Source organism: Cutibacterium sp. LaCa_89 (genome assembly GCF_058177555.1).
On sequence record NZ_CP190889.1, the window covers coordinates 1,412,671 to 1,436,364 of the forward strand.

Below are 23,694 nucleotides of genomic sequence, written 5' to 3' on the forward strand. Positions count from 1 at the left end.
CACATTTCAGTAGGGATCCAGGAATGACCTCGGGGTCAGAACAAGCGATCCTCCGGATGATCCATGCCACGTAGGGCGTCATAGTCGACGGTGACGCATTCTATGCCACGGTCCGTGGCCAGGGTGCGCGCCTGTGGCTTGATCTTCTGGGCCGCGAAGACCCCTCTGACCCGATCACCCAACAGGTGGTCACGGTTCATGAGTTCCAGATAGCGGGTGAGCTGCTCCACCCCGTCGATCTCACCGCGTCTCTTGACCTCGACAGCGACATAGACACCCTCGGCATCACGGCACAGCAGGTCCACCGGACCAATCGGCGTCATGTACTCACGGCGGACCAGCGACCAGCCTGCCCCGAAGGTGTCCGGATTCTCGGCGAGCAACTCCTGAAGATGAGCCTCCACCCCGTCCTTCTGCAGACCAGGGTCAGCTCCCAGCTCCTCGGTGACGTCGAGGAGTTTCGGGCCCAGCAGGATTTGCAGATGATCTCCGGTCGGGGCATCAACCTCCCAGACCTCTTCGACCTCGGCGTCCACGGCGGCCGTGGCGGCCGGCTCGTCGGGCAGACAAGGACGGGTCGACAAGGTGCACGGGGAACTCATCCAGTTCAGTGGCTTGTATGCACGGTCGTCGGCATGGACACTCACCGAGTTGTCCGACTTGACGACGATGAGCCGCTTCGCCCATGGCAGATGGGCCGTGAGACGACCTGTGTAGTCAACCTGGCAGGGAGCAATGACGAGACGCACGGAGTCGGACTTTACCTGCACCTCAGCCTCGACCTCGAACGCCATTCTGGTGCGCCGGCATGGGCCCATCCCCTCAGCATTGTCCTCCCCGGTACCAGGTGCGGCACAATGGGCCGCATGGGTCGTCATCATGGTTCGCGCAAGTGGCAGCGTCGAGCCCGCCCTCTCAGTGCGACCAGCCATCCCCATTCTGAGTACAAGAGGGACGGTCAGCACGTCGTACGCATGGTGCCTGCTGACCGAGCGCTCAAGGTCTACACCTGCCCCGGGTGTCTTCATCCCATCCAGCCGGGAACCCCGCACGTCGTCGCCTGGCCGCATGAACCATCGATGTTTTCCACGTCCCCGGTCGAGGAGCGTCGTCACTGGCACACCGGGTGTTGGAGGTCGCGTCCATGAATGAGCTTCACCTGACCACCCTCGGTGACGGTCGTCAGGACGTCTACTGGTGTCACGGGGTCTTCGGGCAGGGAAAGAACTTCACCAGGGTCGCCAAGGACCTCCTCGCCACCGGTCCGGACGACTATCGCTGCATCCTCGTGGACCTGCCGAACCATGGCCGTTCCCCCTGGACACAGGATTTCTCCTACCCAGCCATGGCCAAGGCCCTCTCCGAGACGATCAGGACGACCAGCGGGGACCGCCCGGTTCATCTCCTGGGCCACTCCATGGGCGGCAAGGTCGTCATGCGGACAGTTCTGGACAATTTTGATCTTGCGCGCAGCCTCACCGTCGTCGATATGGCACCGGTGGATTCACGTCTCACCCGCCTGGATCCCCTCGTCCAGGCCATGAAATCAGTGAATCTGTGTGCCTTGACCACGCGACGCGAGGCCGAGGAGCAGATGTCCGATGTGATCCCTTCCGCGACGATCCGTCAGTTCTTGCTGCAGAACCTGCGGCATGACACCGGTGAGAACAACCGCTGGTACTGGCAGATGAATCTTGACCTGCTGGGTAGTGGCTTGTCAGACATTGGTTCGTGGCCGTCGGTCAATACGACCTGGGACGGACCGGTGCTGTGGATCACCGCCGAGGAGTCGGATTACGTCGGCCCAGATCACTCCCAGGCCATGCACGAGCTCTTCCCCCAGGTGCGCCGAATTCGAGTGAAGAACTCGGGTCATTGGGTGCACTCGGACCAGCCCGCAGTTTTCGTGCAGGTTCTGGCAGCTTTCCTGTCGCGCTGTCAGGGAGATCCCTCCTGACGCCGAGGCTCAGCCCATCACCACCGAGCCGATACGGGTGTCGACCTTGGGGGAGCTCCCGTCCTCGGCCAACCCCTTGTCAGCGATTTCGGAGATGCTGTCGACACCTTCCCGATCAATGCTCCCGATGACTACGAATGAGTCTGGCAGCTTGGAGTCCCCGTACACCAAGGCGAATTGCGATCCCAGACGGTGCTGGGAATCTGTCACCAGAGCAAGGGTGCCCGCACCTACTGATCCGCCGGTCTTGGCTCCCTTCTCAACCGGGTACGAGTACCCGGGTCCGCTATTACCAGTGCCGGACGGGTCGCTGCACTGAAGGTACTTCGCGTCTCCGGTCGACAGCTTGTGGCACGACGTGTCGTTGTAAAAACCTTGTTCGGCCAAGGACATGAACGAGTTGACGGCGCACGGAGCCGTGGCACGATCCACCGTCAGCACCACGGGCGCGTCGTTGATCGTCAAGGTGACGGTTGCCGATCCCGTCCTCTCAATCTCGTCGGAACGAGGCATGTCGACAGGACGAGCCGCTTTGCCCGTCACGGCGTAACCGCACGGACCGCTGGCCGCCACTGGCGTCGGTGTCGTCGCTGCCGGGGCATGGGCGGGACTCTGCTGGGCTTCATGGGTGCTGACGGGCTGGCTCGTCGTCGAGGGGGAAGCCGTCCACCAACGATCAGGGGAATCGCTGACCCCGGGCACCTCTCCGCGAGTCTGTGAACATCCGGCGAGCAGGGAGAACCCTGCAACGGCGACCGCGGTTGCTGCTCGGCACGTCATCCTCATGTAGTCCGTCCTTCTGTCATCTGGCAACGCGGTCAGGCTACCCACCGCTCCGACGGAATAGAGTGAGGACTCACGGGGTTGTATCAACCTGGACCTATTCGAAGGAGGACACCCATGGATCAGCAGAGTGACCGCTTCCGCTGGCATCCCGGAATCGTGGGTCCCGATCAGGAGGTGTCCGCCCTCATCACCCTGGTGCAGTCCTTCAACGACACCGGACGGGTACAGGCACGGGTCCGTGACGCGATCTTCACCGAACTCCCCCACCACGAGCTCGGTGAATTCGACATCGACTTCCTGCTGGACCACCGCGATTCCCGTCAGCCCATCATCTTCGACACTGACCATTTCGAGGGCTATGAACGCCCACGTCTGGTCCTTCACGAGGTCACGGATCAACTCGGACAGGCCTTCCTCGTCCTCGACGGCCCTGAACCTGCTCTGGGCTGGGAAACCTTGGTGTCGTCGTTGACAAACCTCGTGGACTCCATGGGTATCCGTCTGACGGTCATCACTGATTCGATTCCCGTACCGACCCCTCATACTCGCCCCGCCATGGTCACCCGATGGGCGTCGCGTCCCGAACTCATCCTGGGATCTACCTCACCGTTTAGCCGCATCCAAGTGCCGGCGTCCTTCCCGGTCGTCCTCGGGCAGCGGTTGGGGGAAACCAACCACGCCGTCATCGGCCTGGCGTCCCACGTGCCGCACTACCTGGCTGACCTGGACTACCCGGAGTCGGCCCGCGCCCTCGTCGAGGCACTGCGCGGCGCAACCGGCCTGGCCCTGCCCATCAACGCTCTGGCAATGGCCGCCAAGACCGTTCGTGCCGAGATCGACACCCAGGTCAATGGCTCTGAGGAGCTCAAGACCATGCTCCATGCCCTCGAGGAGCAGTACGACTCGCGAGTTGCCCAGCGCGAGCTCGGCACCACCGAGGTCACGGTCCCTGACGCCGAGGACATTGGTGCCGAGGTCGAGGACTTCCTGCGTTCCATCGACGACGGGGACGATTCCCGCAGTGACGACAATCCTTCCGGTCCGCGGCGTGGCAACGACGGTGACGCCGACGACGACACCCCTGATTACCGTCCCCGTCGCGGAGGCGATTCGGACGGATAAGGGCATTGTCTGTACCCAGTCATAGACTGCCCAGCATGGATCTGGGAATCGACTTGGGAACCACCTACACCGCGGTTGCTGCTGTTGACAACGGAAACCACCCCCTGCTGCCCTTCCTCGACACGGAAGGAGACTCACACGACCAGCTGCCCAGCGTGAGCGCGGTCGTCGGCGGGTCCCTCGTCCACGGCTTTGAGGCCCGCCAGGCGATGGCCGGTGGAGCCCCTGGCGTCCGCTCGGTGAAGCGCCTCCTGGCGGCCCCCGGAGCCGGCCCGTCGACCCTGGTCCACATCGGGGAGATGGAGATCCCGCTGGTCGATCTGTGGGCCGACTTTCTGCGTGATGTCATCTCGTGCATCGACGTCCCCGGACCTCATCGTGCCGTCCTCGGTGTACCCGCCCACGCTCACACCGGACAGCGCCTCGTGACGATGGATGCTGCACGTCAGGCCGGTATTGAGGTGCTCGGCCTCGTCAACGAGCCGTCTGCGGCCGGGCTGGAATTCGCCCTCCGTCAGGCCCGGAACCTCAATTCCAAGCGCACCAGGGTCATCATCTATGACCTCGGTGGTGGCACCTTCGACGCATCCCTGGTCAACATGTCCGGCCAGAGCCCGGAAGTCCTCGACTCCGTCGGTCTCAATGACCTCGGTGGCGACGACTTCGACGAGGTGCTGGCTGATCTGGCCGCACGTCATCTCAGCGACATCTCTGTCGATCGTGACGAACTCGTCGAGGCGTGCCGAATCGCCAAGGAAGCCCTGCGTCCCCAGTCTCGGTACCTTCTCGTGGACCTCGACTCGACGACTCTTCGCATTCCGGTCGCCGAGGTGGCCGAAGCGTGCCAGCCGCTGGTCGATCGCACCATCGAGACCATGGATCCGTTGTCCTCCCTGCTCAACAGCGCTGACTCCGACGTCGCCGGTATCCATCTCGTCGGTGGCGCCACGTCCCTGCCGATCGTTCCCCGCCGGCTGCGCGAACTCTTCGGGCGACGAGTGCACCGTTCTCCCAACCCGACCTCGGCCACCGCGATCGGTCTGGCCGTCGCCGCTGACGCGGACACCCTGGGAGTCCGTGACCGCCTTTCCCGCGGTTTCGGTGTGTTCCGCGAGACTGAGTCCGGACGAGGCATCGGCTTCGACGTCCTCACCGACCAGAGCACCCGGCTCTCCGGGACGACGACGATCACGCGAACCTACCGTTGCCGTCACAACATCGGCGTCTTTCGCTTCGTGGAGTTCTCGCGGACTGACGCCAACGGCGAACCGGTGGGTGACCTCATTCCCTTTGCCACTGTCGCCTTCCCCTTCGACGAGACTCTGCAGAACACGGGTAACGACCTCGACGCTGACCAGGTCGACGTCCACGAGGTCAACAACGGTCACCTCATCGAGGAGACCTACACCATCCTCGAGACCGGTATGGTCACCGCGACGATCACCGACGTCGACACTGGATGGTCCACCACCGTCACCATGGGACGTCCAACAACGACGAGCACCGGTACGGTGCATCGATGAGCCCGACTGACAAACCATCCTCACTGCGCCACCTGCTGCACAGACTGATCACCATTCGCCCAGCTCCGGGACGCAACAAGCAGGCAGTCATCCTCATCATCCCGATGGCAGTGTCCTTGGTGACGATGGGGCTCATCACCGACCCAAGCCATGCCGCCATGGGAATGATGGGTGCCATGGGCGCACTGGCGGGCAACAGCAATGCCCCGCTGTCGCGCGCTCGAATCCTCATCGGCGTCGGTGTCGCGACGGTCCTTTCCCAGTGTCTCGGCCTGTTGTCCATGCGGGTGGAGTGGATCATGCCGCTCATCCTGGCCGCGTGGAGCCTCGTCATCATCTGGACCTGGCACGCTCTGCAGTTGGGTCCGCCGGGACCTCTCAACATTCTCTTCGCCGGGGCTTTCGGCGCCTACATGGCCAGCCATGGGTGGACGATCGCAACGGTCTTCACCTCGACCGGCCCTTCCTTCCTCATCGCCGCCATGGTGTCGATGGTCATCGGCTTCATCTCGCCGCACCGACCGGTGCGGCTCGCCGTCGAGAAGGCCGAGACAGCGGTCAACAATTATTGTGAGCCCGACGAGGATGCCGACAGCCACGAGGTTGCCCGGCTGCGCTCGGCAGCCCACGCTGCCATCCATCAGGCGTGGTGGGCCTACAACGACGGTCACGCCTCCGGGGCCGACAACCCGTCGGAGATGTCCGAGCTCTCCGAGCTGAGAGCCCGACTCGTCACCGCCCACATGCGCCTGGAGCACGAGCTGAGGCTGGAAGCCTTCCCATCCGCCGACGTGTCCCTTCCAGACCATCTGGACTGGACCCCGCTGGGGCGACCCAAGGCAAGTTATCTGCTCCGGACAGCACTGGAGCGTGGCTCCCGACCGACAATGCTGGCACTTCGAGCAGCCACCGGCGTCTTCTTCGCCGCCTTGCTCATGATCCTGCTGCCCTTCGGCCATCCTTACTGGGCCATCCTCAGCGTGCTGATCCTCATGCACATGGACGCCACCCGCTCCGACATGACCATCCGGGCCATCCACCGCGTGCTCGGGACGGTCATCGGTCTGGGGCTCTACCTGGCCGTGGCAGCCTTCGGACCGTCAGGTTGGGTCCAGATCGGCCTCATCATCGTCTTCCTGTGGATCATGCAGGCCATGGTGACGCGCAATTACGGCATCGCCTGCATCTTCATCACCTGTTTCGCACTGCTCATGACACCACTCACCCAGCCCGGTGAGATGTACCAGCTGGCCCAGGACAGGATCCTTGAGACGGTCGTCGGTCTGGCCGTCGGCATCATCACGATCCACGTCGTCGGTCGGCGGGCTCCCGTGCTTCTGGTGCGCAGTCAGTACCGCCGCACCTTGCGCTCGATGATGCCTGTGCTGCGGTCGCTGGCAGATGGCCACACCAGTACCTCACAGGCCCAGGTGGAACGCAACCAGATGGTCCATGAATTGATCCGCGGATCTGCCCTGCTCTCTGCTACTCGCCCCGACGCTCCACAAGCTCTGCAGGACTGGTCCAAGGTCGATCGCACCGTCACCGAGACCGGCTACGACCTGCTATCGGTGTGTTGGCACACCATCGACAAGCCCGTGCCGTGGGCACGCCGGTTGTTGGCCGACATCGCGGTCTTCATCACCGGTCTGCCTCCGATCTCCAGTCAGAACCTCGATGCCCACATCGTCGTCGATGAGATGGAGAAGATCCGCCTCGACATGGTCACCTCCCTACCGGGGGTCAGGTGAACGAGTACATCGTCCTGACGGACCCGGTCGAGGCTGAACTGGAGATCAAACGCTCGATCTTCCGAACCAAACTGGTCCGCGTCGAGACCGAGGAAGAAGCTCGTGACGTCATCGCCCAAGCGAGACGAGATGGCCACGATGCCCGTCACCACGTCTCCGCCTTCGTCATCGGACCTGATCGCCATGCCCAGCGCTGCAGCGACGACGGCGAGCCTGCTGGAACAGCCGGAATGCCGACCCTGAACGCCCTCACGGCCTCGAATTCTGACGACCAGCCACATCTGTCGGACGTCGTAGCTGTCACGAGCCGGTGGTTCGGTGGCATCAAGCTGGGAGCTGGCGGCCTGACCCGCGCCTATGGCAACGCGACCACCAAGGCCTTGGACTCGGCCTCGCTGCATCGTCGAGTCCTCGTGGACACCTTCACGACCCTACTCGACCTACGACAAGCTGGTCATGAAGAAGGAGTCATCCGAGCTGCCGGACACGAGGTCGTTACTGTCGACTACACCGCAGACGGGGCCCTCCTCACCTTGGCTTGCCGAGCGGGGCAGGCCGACCATCTGGCTGTTGAACTGGCCGAGCTCCTGGGCCGTGACGTCGATCTGACGCCGAGGGCGCAGCGTTGGGTCGACCTCACGCACTGAGACGGAGCGGCCACATAATTGGTCTGATGCCCTAGGCTCACGACGTGCACACATCTCAGCCGCGCACCGTGGCAGTCATCCATAATTCGGTGAAGACTGCCACCAACCCCCAGTGGCGCACTCTCATCGAGGACAAATGCCAGGAGCACTTGGGGGTCAACCCGTCCTTCCTTCCCACCACCGACGATGACTTCGGTCATGGCCTGGCCAGGAGCGCTGTCAATGATGGCGCCGACCTCGTCCTGGCCTTGGGCGGCGACGGAACGATCCGTCAGGTCGCAGCCGGTCTAGCAGGTACCGGAGTCCCGATGGGGATTCTCGGCATGGGGACGGGCAATCTTCTGGCCCGCAATCTCAATCTGCCCCACACTGATCTGGCGGCCTCCCTCGACGCCGTACTGACCCGCCCAGTGCGAGCCATCGATCTTGGTTACGTCCGTTTCGACGAGTCCGAGGAGATCTGCTTCACCGTCATCATTGGCATGGGCATGGATGCTCAGATGATGGCCGGCACCCAGGACCGTCTCAAGGACAGACTCGGATGGCTGGCCTATGTGGCATCAGGTGCCCAGACCCTCATCCAACCCGGGTTCCAGGCCCGCACCAGCGTCGATGGTCGCAAACCGGTCGTCACGCGGGCTCGGACGGTGCTGGTGTGCAACTGCTCCGTCCTGCCTGGTGGGGTCGATCTCGTCCCGGACGGCCGTATTGACGACGGAACCCTGGACGTCCTGACCCTGTCTCCCCACGGGATCGTCGGCTGGGTCGCCGTCCTCAACCATTTCGTCACCCGGCATCGTCACGGACACCGACTGGTGCGTCACGCCTCCTCACGAACAGCGCTCGTGAGGTCTGGTTCCGGGCCGATCCTCGCCGAGGTTGATGGTGATCTGGTGGGCAAGGTGACGACGATGAGAACACGGGTGGCCCCCGGAGCCCTGCTGGTGCGGGCCTGAGGGCCCCGGATGGATTCGGACCTGACCTCTCAGGCCTGAGCCAAGGCGTGGGCCAGGTCACGTCCGCGACGGGCGGCGTCGTTGAGGAAGGCGGGGAAATCGGAGGTGGCGTCACCATCGGCGGAGTCCGACAGGATTCGCACGACGGCGAAGGGCACCCCGAGGTGGCTGGCAGCCTGTGCCAGAGCCGCACCCTCCATTTCGACCGCACTGGCGTCAAAGGTGGTGCGCAACCACGCGACCTTCTCGGCCTGAGCGATGAACTGGTCGCCACTGACGATGGTTCCGGCGACGACGTGGTGACCGCGCGGCCCCTCGAGAGCCCGCAGCGCCCCCAGTACCCTGGTGGAAAGATCCGGATCCGGCTCCCAGAATGCTGGCTCCCCGGGGATGATGCCGATGGGGTTGCCAAAGGCAGTGTCGTCAGCGTCGTGCTGTCGGAACTTGTCCCCGACGACGACGTCACCGATACCCAGACCGGGGGCTACGGCACCAGCGACACCGGTGAAGACGATGCTCGTAGCGCCGGCCTGAACCATGGCTGAGGCCGCCAGGGCCGCATTCACCTTGCCGATGCCACACTTCGCCAGCACCACCGGTGTTCCGTCCAACCGGCCGCGCAGCAATTCGCACGGACCGTCCAACTCCACGACCTCGTCAAGGTCCTCGCGGATGAGACGGACCTCATCCTCCATTGCACCCATCAGGCCAAGCACGTCGTCAACATCCTTCGTCAGTCGCCGTCACGATTCGAGGGACAGATGATCTCACTCGAAGGGGGACGGATCACCGGCACCGCGGCGTGTGATCACTGCTTCCCCAGAGGTGAAGTCAACCACCGTCGTCGGTTCGATGCCACAGTCTCCAGAATCGATGACGGCGTCCAGATGATCACCGATCTCGTCCTGGACCTGCCAACCGTCGACCATCGGGGTATCATGCCCGGGCATGATGAGGGTCGAGGAGACGATCGGCTCGTCGAGGGTCTCCAGCAGAGACAGAGCTGTCACGTGCTGAGGCACCCTGACACCCACGGTCTTCTTGCGCGGATGGAGCATGACCTTCGGTACGTCACGAGTCGCCTTGAGGATGAACGTGTATCGCCCGGGGACGGCCGCCTTGACCGCCCGGAAGACCCAGTTGTCCATCTGGACGTACTGTCCGACCTGGGCGAACTCGCTCATCACCAAGGTGAAGTGATGCTTGTCGGACAGCTCACGGAACTTGCGAATCCGATCCAGGGCGTCCTTGTTCCCCAGCCGTGCCCCGAACGCGTAACCTGAATCGGTCGGGTAGCCGATCAGGCCACCGTCGCGCAGGATGTCGACGACCTGGTTGAGGGAACGCTGCTGCGGGTTCTCCGGGTGCACCGGGAAGTACTTGGACACCCTGTCATCGTATCGCCGCAGCGGACTCCCATGGCGGTCAGCGAGCCATCAACGTGCACATTTCGCGCGCCTGACCATGGACCTCCAGCACGCCGATGAGCGAGAGCAGATGAGTTGGTCTGGTGACCTGCACAGCGACGCTGACGGCGTCTCCCTCGACGTCAATGGCCAGCTGACTCATTCCCTTGATCTCGGCTCCACGAGCCGACTTCTCCGCGGCCTTGCGAGCTGATCCGGAGCCGTCCTGTCCTACCAGCTGAGCAGCTGATCCCTCCTCGCATCCAGCCCGAACAGCCTCCGCAGCGACGGTGTGGGCAAGTCGAGCAGCCCTCGCCTGTTCTGCCCCATCCACGGCCACCCCAGCGGCAAGGAGAAGGACCGGAAGCAACACTGTGACGACGACGGAAAGACTGACGCCACGATCGCCATGGCGCTGGGATGGATCCATCCTCCTCGCACTGGCCACACGTCGGTGCATTATCGCATTACTCGTCATACCATCACACCAACACGAACCCCAGTGCCCTGGAAAGGGTTGACATTTGCTCCCCCGGTGTGACGTTTCGACTCGTGCCATAGGCTTAATAGCGTCATCGCACGACGAACGAAAGGTTTCCCATGGCCGTCAAGAAGGTCGCTCTCCTCACCGCCGGTGGATTCGCGCCCTGCCTGTCCACGGCGATCAGTGGTCTGATCCAGCGCTACACCGAGGTTGCCCCCGAGGTCGAGATCATCGCCTACAAACACGGCTACGAGGGCCTGCTCAAGGGAGACTTCATCGAGGTCACCGACACTGTGCGCAAGAACGCCGAGGTCCTCAAGCGTTTCGGTGGTTCCCCGATCGGCAACTCCCGCGTCAAGCTCACCAATGCCGCCGACCTCGTCAAGCGTGGTCTGGTCGCCGAGGGCGACGATCCCCTCAAGGTTGCTGCTGACCGTCTGGTCTCCGACGGGGTCGACGTCCTGCACACCATCGGTGGCGACGACACCAACACCACCGCCGCTGACCTCGCCGCGTACCTGGCAGAGCACGACTACGGCCTCACCGTCGTCGGTCTGCCCAAGACCATCGACAACGACGTCATCCCGATCCGTCAGTCACTGGGCGCCTGGACCGCTGCTGAGCAGGGTTCCCGCTTCGCCCAGAACATCGTCGGTGAGCACAACTCCGGATCCCGCATGCTCATCGTCCACGAGGTCATGGGACGTAACTGTGGCTGGCTGACCGCAGCCACCGCCGCCAAGTACCGCGAGTGGCTGGACACCCAGGAGTGGGTCCCCGAGATCGGTCTGTCCAAGGAGGCCTGGGACGTCCACGCCGTGTACGTCCCGGAGGCTCACCTCGACCTCGAGGCCGAGGCCGAGCGCCTCAACAAGGTCATGGACGAGATCGGCAACGTCACCATCTTCCTGTCCGAGGGCGCTGGCCTCGACGCCATCATCGAGGAGATGGAGAAGGCCGGACAGGAGGTCCCGCGCGACCCCTTCGGCCACGTCAAGCTCGACAAGGTCAACCCTGGCGCCTGGTTCGGCAAGCAGTTCGCCGAGAAGCTGGGAGCCGAGAAGGTCATGGTCCAGAAGTCGGGTTACTTCTCCCGTTCGGCTGCCTCCAACGAGGCCGATCTCGAGCTCATCGGCCGCTGCACCGATCTGGCCGTCGACTGCGCCCTCGCCGGCAGGGCTGGCGTCATCGGTCAGGACGAGGAGAACGGCGACGAGCTGACCAACATCGCCTTCGACCGCATCAAGGGTGGCAAGCCCTTCGATGTCACGCAGCCGTGGTTCACCGACATGCTCAGCGAGATCGGGCAGGCCTGACAGTTCTGACTCGCCAATGGCCCTTCCGCACGAATCGGTCCCGGTGGACTGATTGAGAGCGGAAGGGCCATTGTGGTACGTGGAACCCTGTTAAACCCAATGCGCTGTCATTCGCCGTCTTGAGGGATTGACGGCGAGTACAGACAAGAAAGCCCAGACCATCAACACGGCAAGATAGATGAATACCAGGGCATATCCCAGTTGCTGAGCCAGATATGAGCTAAGCATAGGGCCAGCAAAAGCACCAAAAACACCGTAGGCAGTGAAGGCCAGCCCAAAGATGGGCCCAAAGTGTTTGAGACCGAAGAGGGGTGTCAGTAACAAGGGCGAGATCGTGAAGATTGTCCCCAAAGCGACTCCTGCCAGGAAGGCCACCACGATGAGTGCCCAACCACTGGTGACGAAACCCAACAACACGTACCCCATGGCAAGGGTCAAGGAAGTCACGGCTCCGATGACCGTCGGTCCGACACGATCGAGCACCATCGCGTTGATCACTCGTGTCAGCCCATTTCCGGAGACGAACGCGGTAACCGCCGCCACCGCGCTGACTCGCACCCCAATATCATTGAGATGCGCGGAATAAGTGGCAGCGAAAGTCATCATCGTGATGGCTGCCCCACCACCAGCGAACCAGATCGCCCAAACCTGCCAGAACGCGGGCGTCCGCACGGCTTGCGCGGTGGTTGCAGACGGTGCTGAAATTTCTTCCCGCGATGCCGCTAACCCTGCCCTACGCTCCTTCTCGAGCCAGTGCGGGGTGGAAAGAAAAATCACCAGGACCTGTGTGACGGCAACGCCGATCATCAGCGTCACGACCGTGTCTGTGAACCCCCCAATGTTTCAGCATTGCCGCGACGACAGGGGCAGCCGCGGCAGCGGGAAGGGCGAAACTGGCGTTGACCAATCCGGTAACCAGCCCCAACTGTCGCGGAAACCATTCTTGGACCGCAGTCAATGAGGGGGAATACGTGAAGGCCGAGGATGCTCCGGACAACAGCGCCCACATGTAAGCAACCGGTAGCGACCGTGAGTCCACCACGACGACCGCCAGAGACACCATCATGAGGACCGTCGCCACGACATACATCCAGCGAGTGCCCAACTGTTGACGAACGATCCCGGCGACGTATGTCAACAGCCCCGACGCAAGAGCCGCACACGTCGTCACCCAGCCCAGTGATGCATCTGAAGCTCTGGTAGAGCTCCTCCACCATGAGGTGAACAGCGGAGGCAACGTGAACATGACGACTCCGGGGAACAACGTGCCCAGAAGACTGGCAGCCAAAGCACAATGAGCAGCTGTCCGCGACGACGACCCTTGCAAAATTGCGATTCCCTTTCTGGGTCCGCCAGGGCCCAACGACCTCGGGGTCAATCACATATGGGGCAAACGCCAGCCCGCAGCTGAATCACGCCATAACGAACTGACCTGTCACCACGCACGCAGCATCATCAGTGGGTCATTGGTCTTCGCGACGTCGACCGAGTATGGCGCCAACTGCCATGCCCCCGACAGCACTGACGATACTCGCTCCGACAACCGACCAACGACGAGGCTCGGCGTGCGCGGGAGGCAAGGCACGAGAAGCAGCAGGTGCGTCGGCCGATGCGTCTTCCGTCTCCTGCTGGCTGGCGTCTTCCTCTCCCCCATTGGCCTGTGAGGCGACACCGACGACTTCCGCTCCATCCTCGTCCGAGTGCTTGCGGGCGCGATCCGCTAACGCGGCCTCCCAGTGCCCGTCAACGGTACGGCAGTCGTCACGACCAAGCAGGGGCTCGTCGCAGTCGTTCCACTCCTTGTCGACAGCCGGCTGGTTCGCCGTCGCGATCCACGAGGCGATAAAGAGACTCAATCGAGCGATGAGATCGAAGACCAGCATGATGATGATGACAGATCCAAAGGCCTGCACAGCTTTGTTAGAGCTGAAGGCCTGCACAAGATAGCCAGCACCCACCTGTAGGAGGGCCAGGGCAAAACCTGCGGCCAGCGATCCCTTGAGGATCGGACGCCACACTGGCTTGCCACGCGGCATGACGGTGTACAAGAAGATGAAGAGCAACCAACCGGCAATCGCCGAGGCCAGCAGGCCGGCCAGGGCCAGCAGCAGGCCATGGCCAGGAACGGTCTCGAGGCCAGTCCACCTGGCCAACAGCCCGGCCATCGAGGAGCCGACCTGGGAGGTGACGATCGTCAGCAGGCTCACCAGCAGCAATCCCAGGAATGCCAACATGTCGGAAAGCTTGGCGCGCACGAATCCGCGGTCGTCGGCCACCATGTCAAAGTCCGGGGCCCATTCCGCCTGGATTCCCTTGCGGATGTTTCCGACCCAGCCGATTCCGGCCCAAAAAGCGGTGAGGATGGAGACGATGAACGCCCAGACCGATCCGCCGACCTTCATCGCATTCTCGATAATGCCGCGAATTTGTTCCTTGTCATCCTGCTGAGTGGCCAGACTCACGACCGAATCCACCACCTGATTGAGCAGGTACGGGCTCAACCGACTCAGAATCAATCCCAGCACGGCAAAGGCGAATGCGATGACCGGGACGATCGCCAGCACCGTGAAATAGGTGATGGATGCGGCGAAATGATTGCCGAGACGTCGGGTGAATCGGGTGTGGGCTCGCAGCAGATGGGCGATACCGGGCCGCTTCATGATGGCGGCAATCGTGTCCTTCACAGGGGCCTCCTCATCCTGAATCATTGCATGGAGAACACCCCAGGCGCACGCTCAACGAGCATACGCATCAGGAATGACGGGGACGATTTCCCGTCAATTCACCGCCAGTTCAGGAGGCGTGCTTGGCAATTCTTCTGGCAGTGAACTCGTCGAGCTCTTCCTCGTCAATCGGATTGAGACGCTCACTCGGCAGTTCCGCAAGGCTTCCCTGGACGTCTCGCCACACTCCTCCCAAAGCGATGGCAAACATTCCCTGACCACCGCGCAGCAGGTCGATGACCTCGTTGTCGTTGGTGCACTCGTAGACGGAGACCCCGTCACTCATGAGGGTGACCCGGGAAAGATCCTCGACGCCATTGCTGCGCAAGTGGTCGATGGCAACCCGGATCTGCTGCAGGGAGACGCCAGCGTTGAGCAGGCGCTTGACGACCTTGAGCATGAGGATGTCGCGGAAGGAGTAAAGACGCTGGCTACCTGAGCCGCGAGCAGCTCGGATCTCCGGACGGACCAACCCGGTTCGCGCCCAGTAGTCGAGCTGGCGGTAGGTGATACCGGCTGCGCCGGACGCGACAGGCCCCCGGAATCCAATGTCCTCGGGCATCGGAGCGAAGTCACCCTCGAAGAGGGCATCCTGGCCACGACGCGCGGGGCCGTCGAGGGGAGTTTCAACACTCGGCTGCTCACCGGTCGTTGCCATCTCGTCACCCTTCACCAGTTCTGTTCATCGTCTCAACGGCGGAGCACGGTTACCCCGTCGAACGCCCTCGACGCTACGGCGCCAGTCCAGATCACCGTCGAAGCCACGCCGATGGCTTCACACCGTCCTCACATCCCAGTTGCGAATTTAGGTTTGACAAGGTGTTTTGCTGTTGACTCAAGGTCAACCAGAGGTCGAGGGTCCAGGTCCGAAGTCGTCCGGACTGACCTGGTCCAGAAACTGCCGGAACTCTTCCACCGCGTCCTCCGGTCCGGCATCGAGGAGTATCCCGGCCGAGGAGATGACCTCCTCGGTACACCAGATCGGTACCGGAAGACGCAGTGCCAGGGCGACCAGGTCCGAGGGCCGAGCATCGATCCTCATGGCCCCCAGGACCAACTCGCCGAACCAGACGCCGTCCTCAACCTTGGTGATGACGCATTGCGGCTCCTCCTCGCACAGCACCGCGACGACGCGTGCGAGCAGGTCATGAGTGTAAGGCCGGATCGGCTCCTCCTCATTGATGGCGTCGGTGATGGCCAATCTCTCCGGCTCTGCGATCCACAAAGCAAGATGGCGACGACCATCAACCTCGCGCAACAGCAGCACCGCTGCCCCGGACACCGGCTCGGTCCGAATCTCGGCAACCTCGAGCAAGACCATGCTGCCAGCCTAGCGCGGCCTTGGAGTCGATCCTTCGGCGTGACAGCGTTCACCTGGCAAGGCAGGCCTAGTTGGCCGAACTCAGTTGGCCGACCAGTGTTCCAGCATGTCGTAGACCATCGCCGTATGGGCGTGCATCATCACCTTGGTCGTCTCGGCGGCAATCTTGGACGCCTGCTCGGGATGACGAGCGTGCGGAATGAGAGTCTGCTCAATAAGGCCGGCCTCGTGCTCAGCAGCCTGACGGATGGCGCGCATGTGACGCGAGTCCATCCCGTAGGCAGAGAGCCGTCGAGCCGCGACGCAGATGACGAGAGCCTCCTGCCCGAAGTAGGAAACTCCTCTCTTGGGACGCACCAGCTGGTGACGCTCGAGTTCCATGAGCAGAGCCTCAGTGATACCCGAGGCCCTGATGAGCTCACGCCGATTCATCCTGATGGGACCACGGGTCTGGACGATTCCCTGACCTGCCGAATCCTTCGGGGCCGGAGTCCCCTCACTCTCGGACGGCAGCGGCGGTGCCTCAGCCACCGGAGGCTCTTCGCCCCGGTCCATCATCTCCAGATGATCTCGGATGACACGCAGCGGCTGAAAGTGATCACGCTGGCACGTCAGAATGTACCGCAATCTCTCGACGTCGGAGTCGGAGTACTTGCGGTATCCCGATGGTGCCCTCTCAGGGGACAGCAGGCCCTCAGACTCTAGAAATCGGATCTTGGAAATACTCAGATCGGGGAAATCCGGTTTGAGAGTCTTCATCACCTGCCCGATGGTGCGGACAGATCCTGGCATCAGACGCGACCAGCCCCGCTGGCACCAGATGCCGTCCCACCGGTGTGATAGGTCATCCGGAACTTGCCGATCTGCACCTCATCACCATCCCGCAGCACGGCTGAACCGTCAACCAGGGTGCGGTTGACGTAGGTGCCGTTGAGGCTGCCCTGGTCCTCGATGATCATGCGACCGTCGGGCTGACGGATGAACTTCACATGGTGACGAGAGACCGTGATGTCGTCGAGGAAGATGTCAGATCGGGTGGAACGTCCAGCCGTCGTCTCATCCTGATCGAGCAGGAACTGCGCACCGAGGTTCGGTCCGCGTCGCACCACCAGCATGGCGTTCTCGGCAGGCAAGTCGGCGATGTCCTGCAACACGTCGGCGGGAAGGTCAAGATTGGGCGAGGTCTCCTCGGCCACCGTCGGTTCGACGATGGTCGGGATGACGCCGGTGTTGTCCCCGGGAGTGTCGATGGGCACACCGAGACGGGTCCCGCATCGGGAGCAGAAGTTTGCGCCATCTTCATTGACGTGGCCGCACATGGTGCACTTGTTCATGTTCGCGTCCTCGCTCTCGGGGGTCTCCGAAACAGTCATCTTAGGGGTCACTCCCCCATGCTCGCGAGGTATTCGTCCGGGTCGAGCAGTTCGTTGAGCTCTTCGGGGTCAGACAGTCTCACGTCAAAGAGCCATCCGTCACCCCATGGGTCTGCCTCGAGCAGGTCAGTGTCAACCGACTGGTTGACCGAGACGACTTCCCCGGCAACCGGGGAAACGAACTCCCAGCTGCGAGACGAGAACTCTAGATCGCCGCAGGTGTCTCCCGCAACGATCTCCTCCCCGTCATCAGCAAGGGACAACGACTCCACCGGCCCGAACTGGTGAAGGAGGGCCGGCGTGACTCCGACGCGCACCCTGTCACCATTACCGGGCCTGATCCACAGGTGATCCGAGGTGCACAACACATCATCGGGAATCTCGGTCATCGCCACCTCCATGACACGGCCGACGGAAAAATCCTCGTACCCGCAGACTACCGCGCTCAGCGCCTCGATGCCCGCGTCATCTCACCGGTGTGGCGTGAGTCATCGGACGCGGATGGGCAACCGCGGAAATGATGAGGTCCTGAGAAGTCGTGATCTCGACGGAGGCCCCCACCTTGTCGGACTCCATCTGGGAGACCAGGCCGCCACGGAACCGTGCCCCCTCCCGGAGGGCATGGGGGTCACCAATGACAGCCAGGGTGTAGGGACGGCTGATCGTCGATCCGCTGACCTCGAGGCCATCAGGGCTGGCGGCAAACCAGGTGTCGGCAACGATTCGGACCTTGTTGTTGAGAACCATGGCCTCAGCCCCGGCATCACGCATCTCCTCGACGGCGTCGAGCATCATGTCGGAGGTCACCTTTTCGTCCGGGTCGTCGATAGTGATCTTGATTCCCGGTCCATGGACCGGAACGGTGCCGGCCAACACCTTCATCCGGGTCAGTCGGTCCTCGGCCTCCTGCTGAGCGACCTTGCGCGAATTGGCCCCCGATTGCAGCTCCCTCGTCGTAGCACGCAGGTCAGCGATCTCGGAATCCAGCTGACGGGAGGATTCCGAGAGAGTGTCCAGCATCGTCACCAAATCTGCCCTGCTCATCGTCGAATAGGCGTCCTGATTGTGCTGGGAATGCACCTGAGTCACGATCATGAAGGAGCACAGGCACAAGATGATGGCGACGAGGATCTGCCCGGTCGACACTGAGGTCAGGTCCTTGCCGATCTTGCGCCAGTGGTTTCCGGCCCACTCCCGCGGATCGTGATGCTCAGGCATGCAGCACCTCTCGCCGAATGGCGGCAGCGTTGGTGAAGATTCGGATGCCGAGCACGACGACGACGGCAGTCGACAACTGCGAACCCACACCGATCTGATCACCCACCCAGACGATAAGGGCGGCGATGGCGACGTTGGAGAGGAAGGAGACGACGAAGACGCGGTCGGAGAAGGTGTGCGCCAGATAAGCACGCACCGCTCCGAAAATGGCGTCAAGGGCAGCGACAATCATGATCGGCAGGTAGGGCTGAAGGCCAGGTGGCAGCGTTGGGTTGACCACGATGCCGATGATGATCCCGACCACCAGGCCGATGAGCGCAATCATGGGTGTCCTTCCTGTGCTCCGATGCCGTTCATCGTCTCATTGTCATCGGTGAGGACTCGCGTGACTCACCGACGCCCTCGATCCTGGCACCGAGACCCGGTCCCTCGTCGCCACCGTATAGGTGATCGATGAATTGTCGCTCAGATAGGTCATCCAGCGACCTCCAGGTGTGTCAGTCAGTTTCGCCGGGATCGTCTGCGGGGAGCCGATCGCCTCGATGACATAGGGTCGAGACAGCGAGACGTAGTCAACGGTGATCGCCGATCCGGCCGAGCGGATCGCCGTACGGGGCCCGATTCGATGACCATTGACGGCCACGGCCTCCGCTCCGGACTGCCACAGGGCGTTGACGAGTTTGCGCAGGTCGGCGTCACCAAGTTCATCGTCCGGCGCCGCATTGGCGTCATCGAGGAAGATCCGCACCCCTGGGCCCGTCAATGGGATCACTGCTGAGTCCTGCCCTGCCTCGTCACCAATGGGTGATGCGGAGGCACCTTTCATGGCATCCATGGAAGCGCGCAACCTGGCCAATTCTGCATGCTGAGCTGATTCATGAGCTTGGGCCGACTGCACGTGGGCGACCAGGTTCCTGCGTTCTCGTGCGTCCAGCGGCGCGCGTGCAGCCGTTGAGCGCCACGCGATACCGATGAGCACCCCGGTGACGAGCAGGATGACAACGGCAGCAACCCCAACGGGACGTCGCTTCGTGCTGCCGGGGCTGCGGTCGTGGTACTCCTGGTACCCCTGGTCCAAGGCCTGCGAGCGAACCTCCCGAAGCAGGTCCATCGATGCATCAGGGCGCTGCTTCACGACTGCTCACCCCGGGGATCGACCCGCGGCAGGGTGTGAACGATCTGAACGGTCTGGACGAGGTAGAGGAAGTAGGCCCACCAGTACAGCGCCGTTCCCCAGATGGCGAAGGACCACCCGAGGACCCGGCAGACCGTCCAGCCCCCTGTTCCGAGATGCCCCAGCAGGACCAACGGGAAGGAGTACAGCAGGCAGAAGGTGGCCGCCTTGCCGACGAAGTGCACCGGCAACGAGGTGAACCCGCGAGTTCTCAGAGCCGGAACCAGACATGCCATGCAAACGTCTCGGGCAATGAGCAGAATGACCAGCCACAGTGGTATGACGTCGCGCAGGGTCAACGCGATGACCGTGGCGAAGATGTAGAGACGATCGGCGATGGGGTCAAGCATCTGGCCGATGCGCGAGATCTGGTGCCAGCGACGGGCAATTTTGCCGTCGAGCCAGTCGGTGATACCGGCAACAGCAAGCACCGCAACGGCCCAGCCATCCTCATGCGGGCCCAGAGCGAGCCACAGGAAGACAGGTACGCCGATGAGACGGATCACTGACAGGATGTTGGGAACCGTCCAGAATCGATCGGTGTCCCACGGATTAGCCTCGGGCACTTCCTCAGGCGGCAGGGTGCGCGTCACAACCTCCACCCTAACCATTCATCCCGTTCAGCCGAGAGCCTGCCCACGCCGTGCCCCGACCCGTCACGACTGACATGCCCGACGCACTGCCACCATCCGCTGCACCACGGTGATGGCTCCGGCCACCGTCAGGTAACACAGCGCAATCGGTAGGACGGCCAGGCACCAGTAGGGGAAGACCCCGGCCTTGGCCAGACCCGTGATCTCGACGGCCAGCAAGCTGACGAGCAGACGATCCGCACGGGTGGCGATGCCGACCTTGGCCTCCAGTCCCAAGGACTCAGCCTTGGCACGTACATAGGAGGTGGCCATCCCGAAGACCAGCGCTGCGAGGGACATCGAGGTCCACAGCAGGTTGTTTCCCGGGCCGGCGTAGTACAACGCCACCCCCGCGAAGATGGCGGCGTCACCAAATCGATCCAAGGTGGAGTCGAGGAAGGATCCCCACTGGGAGTGACGCCCGATCTTGCGGGCCATGTTGCCGTCGAGCGAATCGGAGAAGATGAACAGGGCGACCAGCCACGGCCCCTGCCACAGCCACCCTTGTGGGAAGCAGATGAGTGCCATGGCGACGGCACCGACGGTGCCGACCCAGGTGACCATGTCGGGGGTGACGTGCGCCCGCAACAGGGCGTCGGCGATGGGGTTCATGACCTTGGCCCAGGCGGCCCGGAAATGCTCAAGCATGAGCCACCCACGCATCGGCCAACATCTGACGGCCATCTCCCAGCAGCTGTGGAACAGCACGGACACCTGCCACGATGGGAAGGAAATTCGTGTCTCCCGTCCAGCGTGGAATGACGTGCTGGTGCAGATGGGCGGCCACTCCGGCTCCGCCAGAGGCTCCCTGGTTCATCCCGACGTTGAATCCCTGCGGGTGGGACACCTCCTGAAGGGTCCGGATCGCGGCCTGGGTGAGGTGGGCCATCTCGACGACCTCCACCTCGGTGGCGTCGACGTAGCCGGCAACGTGACGGTAGGGGCACACCAGCATGTGCCCCGGTCCGTAGGGATAGAGGTTCATGATGACGTAGCAGGTCTCGCCACGGTGGACGATGAGGGCATCCTCGTCGCTGCGCTGCGGAGCGACACAGAACGGGCACCCGTCTTCCGGGCGGTCGCCCCGGGGCTTGTTCTCACCGCCGATGTACGCCATCCGGTGCGGGGTCCAGAACCTTCGGAAGGGATCCGGGACCCCGACCAAATCCTCGGCGAACTCGAGGTGGTAGTCCTCAGTCATCGACAGCTCCACGCAAGGTCTCAGCAGTCGGGTCGTCGTTGCAACGGGCCCTGTTCCAGCCTGCGATGATGCGCGCGGCCTCGTCCTGGGCGATGCCGTTGACCTGGGAACCATCACGCAGTCGGAAGGAGATCGCACCGGCCTCGGCGTCCTCCCCACCCGCAATGAGGGTGAAGGGAACCTTCTCCTTGGAGGCATTGCGGATCTTCTTGCCGAAGCGGTCGGACGACAGGTCGATCTCGACCCGGATGCCCTGGGAACGCAGCACCTCGGCAAAGGTCGTGACGTACTCGTCAAAGGCCTCAGCAACCGGGACCAGGCGCACCTGAACGGGGGCCAACCAGACCGGGAAGGCACCGGCATAGTGCTCGGTGAGCACGCCGATGAACCTCTCGACACTGCCCAGCTTGGCCGAGTGCAGCATGATCGGGCGCTGGTGGGTGCCGTCAGCAGCCGCATATTCGAGGTCGAAGCGCTCAGGCTGGTTGAAGTCATACTGAATCGTCGACATCTGCCAGGTACGACCAATGGCGTCCTTGACCTGGACCGAGACCTTCGGACCGTAGAAGGCGGCGCCGCCCGGATCGGGGACCAACTGCAGACCAGTGCTGCGGCACACCTGGTCGAGGGTATCGGTGGCAGCCTGCCAGTCCTCGTCAGAGCCGATGAACTTCTCCTTCTTCGCACCGTCCTCCTCGCGGGTGGACAGCTCGAGGTAGAAGTCGTTCAGACCGAAGTCGGCCAGGATCGACAGGAAGAACTCGATCTGCTTCTCGATCTCGCCAGGGGCCTGCTCGCGGGTGCAGTAGGTGTGCGAGTCATCCTGGGCGAACCCGCGCATACGAGTCAGCCCGTGCACGACGCCCGACTTCTCGTAGCGGTAGTCATGGCCCATCTCGAAGAACCGCAACGGCAGTTCGCGGTAGGACCGACCACGCGAGCGGAAGATGAGGTTGTGCATCGGGCAGTTCATGGCCTTGAGGTAGTACTCCTGGCCGGCCCGGGTGACGTTGCCCTCCTCGTCACGCTCCTCGTCGACGAGCATCGGCGGGAACATGGTGTCGGCGTAGTAGGGCAGGTGACCCGAGGTGTGGAACAGCCCACCCTTGGTGATCTCCGGGGTATGCACGAAGGAGAATCCCGCCTCCATGTGGCGCGCGATGACGTGTTCCTCGATGAGGTGACGCAGCATCGCACCCCTGGGATGGAAGACCACCAGGCCCGGACCGATCTCCTCGGGGAAGGAGAACAGATCGAGCTCAGCTCCCAACTTGCGATGGTCCCGACGCTCGGCCTCCTTGATCCGCTCCCGGTAGGCAACGAGATCCTCACGGCTGGCCCACGCGGTGCCGTAGATGCGCTGCAACTGGTCGTTGGCCTGGTCACCCTTCCAGTAGGCAGCCGAGAACTTCGTCAGAGCGAAGGCATTGGCCAGATACTTGGTTGACGGCACGTGCGGGCCACGGCAGAGGTCCTTCCAGGCAACCTCGCCATTGCGGCGCACATTGTCGTAGATCGTCAACTCGGCGCCACCGATCTCGACCGAAGCCCCATCGGCGCCCTTGCCCTTGGTGCCGATGAGTTCCAGCTTGTACGGCTGGTCAGCCAGCTCCTCACGGGCGGATTCCTCGCTGGTGACCCGACGCACGAAGCGTTGGTTCTCTTTGACGATCCGCTTCATCCGCTTCTCGAGCTCGGTGAGCACCTCGGGGGTGACGGGCTCGATGTTGCCGAAGTCGTAGTAGAAACCGTCGGTGATGAACGGGCCGATACCCAGGTTCACCTCGGGGTACAGCTGCTGGACGGCCTGTGCCATGACGTGGGTGCACGAGTGCCGAATGATGTTGAGCCCGTCCTCGCTCGTCGCCTCGACGGGCTCCACCTCGGCGCCGTCGTGGAGTTCGCGCTGCAGATCGACGAGGTTGCCGTCGACCCGCATGGCGACGACGTCACGCTCGGAGCCGAAGAGATCCAGACCGGTCGTGGTGGTGTCCACCTGCTCGGTCCTGGAGGTACCGGAACGGTGCAGGATGATGCTGATGGACACGATTGACTTCCTCACTCGATTGCAACCCGGCGGATGCCGGACATGGTCCAATAATGC

26 protein-coding genes and 1 pseudogene are annotated in these 23,694 nt (G+C 62.9%); 8 read left to right on the forward strand and 19 right to left on the reverse strand.

Annotation, left to right across the window (positions count from 1 at the left end; genetic code table 11):
* Positions 1 to 35: 35 nt before the first annotated feature.
* Positions 36 to 794: an endonuclease NucS gene (nucS, locus tag ACP8LP_RS06515; protein WP_187117033.1), complete on the reverse strand. Its 759-nt coding sequence runs from the start codon at positions 792 to 794 to the stop codon at positions 36 to 38.
* Between the two features lie 72 nt (positions 795 to 866).
* Here nucS and ACP8LP_RS06520 point away from each other — a divergent pair, with 72 nt between their 5' ends.
* Positions 867 to 1,148, forward strand: coding sequence for an Rv1322 family protein (locus tag ACP8LP_RS06520; protein ID WP_036901816.1), 282 nt, complete (start codon positions 867 to 869; stop codon positions 1,146 to 1,148).
* On the forward strand, positions 1,145 to 1,957 hold the full coding sequence (locus tag ACP8LP_RS06525; RefSeq protein ID WP_016667583.1) for an alpha/beta fold hydrolase: 813 nt from the start codon (positions 1,145 to 1,147) through the stop codon (positions 1,955 to 1,957). Before ACP8LP_RS06520 ends, ACP8LP_RS06525 begins: the two co-directional genes overlap by 4 nt.
* A 9-nt stretch (positions 1,958 to 1,966) precedes the next feature.
* Here ACP8LP_RS06525 and ACP8LP_RS06530 read toward each other — a convergent pair whose 3' ends face one another.
* The gene (locus tag ACP8LP_RS06530; protein ID WP_036910374.1) at positions 1,967 to 2,470 is read right to left on the reverse strand and encodes a peptidylprolyl isomerase; all 504 of its coding nucleotides are present in this window, start codon (positions 2,468 to 2,470) and stop codon (positions 1,967 to 1,969) included.
* Positions 2,471 to 2,857: 387 nt separating this feature from the next.
* Between ACP8LP_RS06530 and ACP8LP_RS06535 the strand changes: the two genes are divergently transcribed.
* From ACP8LP_RS06535 to ACP8LP_RS06555, 5 genes are read left to right on the forward strand one after another with little or no spacing between them, the layout of a single operon-like run.
* A complete protein-coding gene (locus tag ACP8LP_RS06535; protein ID WP_016667581.1) occupies positions 2,858 to 3,865 on the forward strand; it encodes a PAC2 family protein in 1,008 nt (335 codons plus the stop codon).
* 35 nt (positions 3,866 to 3,900) lie between these two features.
* Complete coding sequence (locus ACP8LP_RS06540; protein ID WP_016667580.1) at positions 3,901 to 5,388, forward strand: Hsp70 family protein; 1,488 nt, start codon at positions 3,901 to 3,903, stop codon at positions 5,386 to 5,388.
* Positions 5,385 to 7,139, forward strand: a complete 1,755-nt coding sequence (locus ACP8LP_RS06545; RefSeq protein WP_016667579.1) for an FUSC family protein — start codon at positions 5,385 to 5,387, stop codon at positions 7,137 to 7,139. The genes ACP8LP_RS06540 and ACP8LP_RS06545 overlap by 4 nt, the downstream gene beginning before the upstream one ends.
* Positions 7,136 to 7,786, forward strand: a complete 651-nt coding sequence (locus ACP8LP_RS06550; RefSeq protein WP_016667578.1) for an IMPACT family protein — start codon at positions 7,136 to 7,138, stop codon at positions 7,784 to 7,786. The genes ACP8LP_RS06545 and ACP8LP_RS06550 overlap by 4 nt, the downstream gene beginning before the upstream one ends.
* Before the next feature lie 44 nt (positions 7,787 to 7,830).
* Positions 7,831 to 8,742, forward strand: a complete 912-nt coding sequence (locus ACP8LP_RS06555; RefSeq protein ID WP_016667577.1) for a diacylglycerol/lipid kinase family protein — start codon at positions 7,831 to 7,833, stop codon at positions 8,740 to 8,742.
* A gap of 29 nt (positions 8,743 to 8,771) precedes the next feature.
* Here the strand turns inward: ACP8LP_RS06555 and ACP8LP_RS06560 are convergent, their stop codons facing one another.
* The 3 genes from ACP8LP_RS06560 to ACP8LP_RS06570 are packed head-to-tail and all read right to left on the reverse strand — an operon-like array spanning position 8,772 to position 10,488.
* Positions 8,772 to 9,458: a 5'-methylthioadenosine/adenosylhomocysteine nucleosidase gene (locus tag ACP8LP_RS06560; protein ID WP_016667576.1), complete on the reverse strand. Its 687-nt coding sequence runs from the start codon at positions 9,456 to 9,458 to the stop codon at positions 8,772 to 8,774.
* Positions 9,459 to 9,509: 51 nt separating this feature from the next.
* Positions 9,510 to 10,130 (reverse strand): L-threonylcarbamoyladenylate synthase, encoded by a 621-nt coding sequence (locus ACP8LP_RS06565; RefSeq protein ID WP_016667575.1) that lies wholly within the window; start codon positions 10,128 to 10,130, stop codon positions 9,510 to 9,512.
* A gap of 37 nt (positions 10,131 to 10,167) precedes the next feature.
* Positions 10,168 to 10,488, reverse strand: coding sequence for a hypothetical protein (locus ACP8LP_RS06570; RefSeq protein WP_069102812.1), 321 nt, complete (start codon positions 10,486 to 10,488; stop codon positions 10,168 to 10,170).
* A gap of 260 nt (positions 10,489 to 10,748) precedes the next feature.
* On the opposite strand from ACP8LP_RS06570, the gene ACP8LP_RS06575 reads away from it, so the two are divergent.
* Positions 10,749 to 11,948, forward strand: a complete 1,200-nt coding sequence (locus ACP8LP_RS06575) for a pyrophosphate--fructose-6-phosphate 1-phosphotransferase (protein ID WP_016667573.1) — start codon at positions 10,749 to 10,751, stop codon at positions 11,946 to 11,948.
* Between the two features lie 90 nt (positions 11,949 to 12,038).
* Here the strand turns inward: ACP8LP_RS06575 and ACP8LP_RS06580 are convergent.
* From ACP8LP_RS06580 to thrS, 14 genes and pseudogenes are all read right to left on the reverse strand, one after another.
* Positions 12,039 to 13,194: pseudogene (locus tag ACP8LP_RS06580) on the reverse strand (MFS transporter).
* 217 nt (positions 13,195 to 13,411) lie between these two features.
* The gene (locus ACP8LP_RS06585) at positions 13,412 to 14,632 is read right to left on the reverse strand and encodes a YhjD/YihY/BrkB family envelope integrity protein (RefSeq protein ID WP_016667571.1); all 1,221 of its coding nucleotides are present in this window, start codon (positions 14,630 to 14,632) and stop codon (positions 13,412 to 13,414) included.
* Positions 14,633 to 14,741: 109 nt separating this feature from the next.
* On the reverse strand, positions 14,742 to 15,329 hold the full coding sequence (locus ACP8LP_RS06590) for a MerR family transcriptional regulator (protein WP_016667570.1): 588 nt from the start codon (positions 15,327 to 15,329) through the stop codon (positions 14,742 to 14,744).
* A 183-nt stretch (positions 15,330 to 15,512) separates the two neighbouring features.
* Positions 15,513 to 15,992, reverse strand: a complete 480-nt coding sequence (locus ACP8LP_RS06595) for a bifunctional nuclease family protein (RefSeq protein WP_016667569.1) — start codon at positions 15,990 to 15,992, stop codon at positions 15,513 to 15,515.
* Between the two features lie 81 nt (positions 15,993 to 16,073).
* The gene (gene ftsR, locus ACP8LP_RS06600) at positions 16,074 to 16,784 is read right to left on the reverse strand and encodes a transcriptional regulator FtsR (protein ID WP_016667568.1); all 711 of its coding nucleotides are present in this window, start codon (positions 16,782 to 16,784) and stop codon (positions 16,074 to 16,076) included.
* The gene (locus ACP8LP_RS06605; RefSeq protein ID WP_016667567.1) at positions 16,784 to 17,365 is read right to left on the reverse strand and encodes a zinc-ribbon and FHA domain-containing protein; all 582 of its coding nucleotides are present in this window, start codon (positions 17,363 to 17,365) and stop codon (positions 16,784 to 16,786) included. The genes ftsR and ACP8LP_RS06605 overlap by 1 nt, the downstream gene beginning before the upstream one ends.
* Before the next feature lie 8 nt (positions 17,366 to 17,373).
* The gene (locus ACP8LP_RS06610) at positions 17,374 to 17,766 is read right to left on the reverse strand and encodes a glycine cleavage system protein H (protein ID WP_036975963.1); all 393 of its coding nucleotides are present in this window, start codon (positions 17,764 to 17,766) and stop codon (positions 17,374 to 17,376) included.
* 64 nt (positions 17,767 to 17,830) lie between these two features.
* Positions 17,831 to 18,583 (reverse strand): DUF881 domain-containing protein, encoded by a 753-nt coding sequence (locus tag ACP8LP_RS06615; RefSeq protein ID WP_016667565.1) that lies wholly within the window; start codon positions 18,581 to 18,583, stop codon positions 17,831 to 17,833.
* The gene (locus ACP8LP_RS06620; RefSeq protein WP_002513635.1) at positions 18,576 to 18,908 is read right to left on the reverse strand and encodes a small basic family protein; all 333 of its coding nucleotides are present in this window, start codon (positions 18,906 to 18,908) and stop codon (positions 18,576 to 18,578) included. The genes ACP8LP_RS06615 and ACP8LP_RS06620 overlap by 8 nt, the downstream gene beginning before the upstream one ends.
* Positions 18,909 to 18,950: 42 nt before the next feature.
* On the reverse strand, positions 18,951 to 19,694 hold the full coding sequence (locus ACP8LP_RS06625) for a DUF881 domain-containing protein (protein ID WP_036976588.1): 744 nt from the start codon (positions 19,692 to 19,694) through the stop codon (positions 18,951 to 18,953).
* A 20-nt stretch (positions 19,695 to 19,714) separates the two neighbouring features.
* Complete coding sequence (gene clsA, locus ACP8LP_RS06630) at positions 19,715 to 20,368, reverse strand: cardiolipin synthase ClsA (protein ID WP_016667563.1); 654 nt, start codon at positions 20,366 to 20,368, stop codon at positions 19,715 to 19,717.
* A gap of 45 nt (positions 20,369 to 20,413) precedes the next feature.
* Positions 20,414 to 21,037 (reverse strand): phosphatidylinositol phosphate synthase, encoded by a 624-nt coding sequence (gene pgsA / locus ACP8LP_RS06635; RefSeq protein WP_036976586.1) that lies wholly within the window; start codon positions 21,035 to 21,037, stop codon positions 20,414 to 20,416.
* Positions 21,030 to 21,590 (reverse strand): HIT family protein, encoded by a 561-nt coding sequence (locus tag ACP8LP_RS06640; protein ID WP_016667561.1) that lies wholly within the window; start codon positions 21,588 to 21,590, stop codon positions 21,030 to 21,032. Before ACP8LP_RS06640 ends, pgsA begins: the two co-directional genes overlap by 8 nt.
* The gene (gene thrS / locus ACP8LP_RS06645; RefSeq protein ID WP_036975960.1) at positions 21,583 to 23,652 is read right to left on the reverse strand and encodes a threonine--tRNA ligase; all 2,070 of its coding nucleotides are present in this window, start codon (positions 23,650 to 23,652) and stop codon (positions 21,583 to 21,585) included. Before thrS ends, ACP8LP_RS06640 begins: the two co-directional genes overlap by 8 nt.
* Positions 23,653 to 23,694: the final 42 nt, after the last annotated feature.